Origin of the sequence: Mesorhizobium sp. M7A.F.Ca.CA.002.09.1.1 (genome assembly GCF_003998555.1) — a bacterium.
Taxonomy (GTDB): Bacteria; Pseudomonadota; Alphaproteobacteria; order Rhizobiales; family Rhizobiaceae; genus Mesorhizobium; species Mesorhizobium ciceri.
In genome coordinates, this window is sequence record NZ_RZRR01001280.1 from 1 (window position 1) to 1120 (window position 1120).

The 1120-nt window shown below is 70.4% G+C and carries 2 protein-coding genes; both read left to right on the forward strand.

The genetic code is table 11. The features are described from left to right. Window positions 1-359 (forward strand): SAM-dependent methyltransferase (locus EN994_RS32515; RefSeq protein ID WP_245466158.1); only part of this gene is annotated, 359 nt, incomplete at its 5' end. After that, the coding region (locus tag EN994_RS32520) for a cobyrinate a,c-diamide synthase (protein ID WP_127308205.1) at window positions 356-1120 on the forward strand (765 nt) is incomplete at its 3' end. The genes EN994_RS32515 and EN994_RS32520, both read left to right, overlap by 4 nt.

A 1120-nucleotide genomic window follows, 5' to 3' on the forward strand; every position in this document is an offset into this window, starting at 1 on the left:
CCGGCACCCCCGCCACTATGCGCGGCATCAACAAGGCGGTGATCCTGGCGACCGGCCACGCCGCCGGCACCGATGACGATCTCGACTGGGCGGCGATCGCCCGCACCGGCCAGCCTGTCGTCGTCTATATGGGCATGGCCAATCTGCCCTTGATATCAGCCGCCCTTCTCGATGGCGGGCTGGCGCCGTCGACACCGGCGGCTGTAATCGTCGCCGCGACGACGCCGCAGGAGCGGACCGTCGTCGCCACGCTCGCCACCATTGCCGAGGAAGCTGCGGCCGCCGGTCTGGCCTCGCCGGCGCTGATCGTCGTTGGCGGCATCGTTGCCATGCGCGCGGCCCTGGCGGGGCAAGCATGACGGCCCGCGCCATCATCATCGGCGCGCCGCGCTCCGGCTCCGGCAAGACCAGCGTCACCATCGGCATCCTGCGGGCGCTGACCCGGCGCGGGCTGAAGGTGCGCGGCGCCAAATCCGGCCCCGACTATATCGACCCCGGCTTCCACACCGCCGCCACGGGCCTCTCCGGTGTCAATCTGGACAGCTGGGCGATGCCGCCATCGCTGCTCAACGCCCTTGCCGCGCAAGCCGCCGATGACACCGATTTCGTCATCCTGGAAAGCGCCATGGGCCTGTTCGACGGGATACCCGCGGCTCCCGGCCGAACCGGCTCGGCGGCCGACCTGGCGCGGCTCTATGGCCTGCCGGTGCTGCTTGTGCTCGACGTCTCCGGCCAGTCGACCACGGCGGCGGCTGTCGCCAAGGGTTTTGCCACCTATGATCCTGACGTGCGCATGGCCGGTGTCGCGCTCAATCGGCTGGGCAGCGAGCGGCACCGCAAGCTGTGCAGCGAGGCCATCGAGGCGATCGGCCTGCCGGTCGTCGGCGCCATCCTGCGCGATCCCACTCTGAACCTGCCCGAGCGGCATCTCGGCCTTGTCCAGGCTGGCGAATATGACGACCTGATGGCGCATCTCGACCGGCTGGCCGACATGGCGGAAAAGTCGCTCGATCTCGATGCGATCATGGCCCTGGCGACGCCCCTCACCCCCGCGCCCGGCGGTTTCGACGACGCGCTGGCGCCGCCCGGCCAACGCATCGCGCTGGCCGAGGATGCCGCC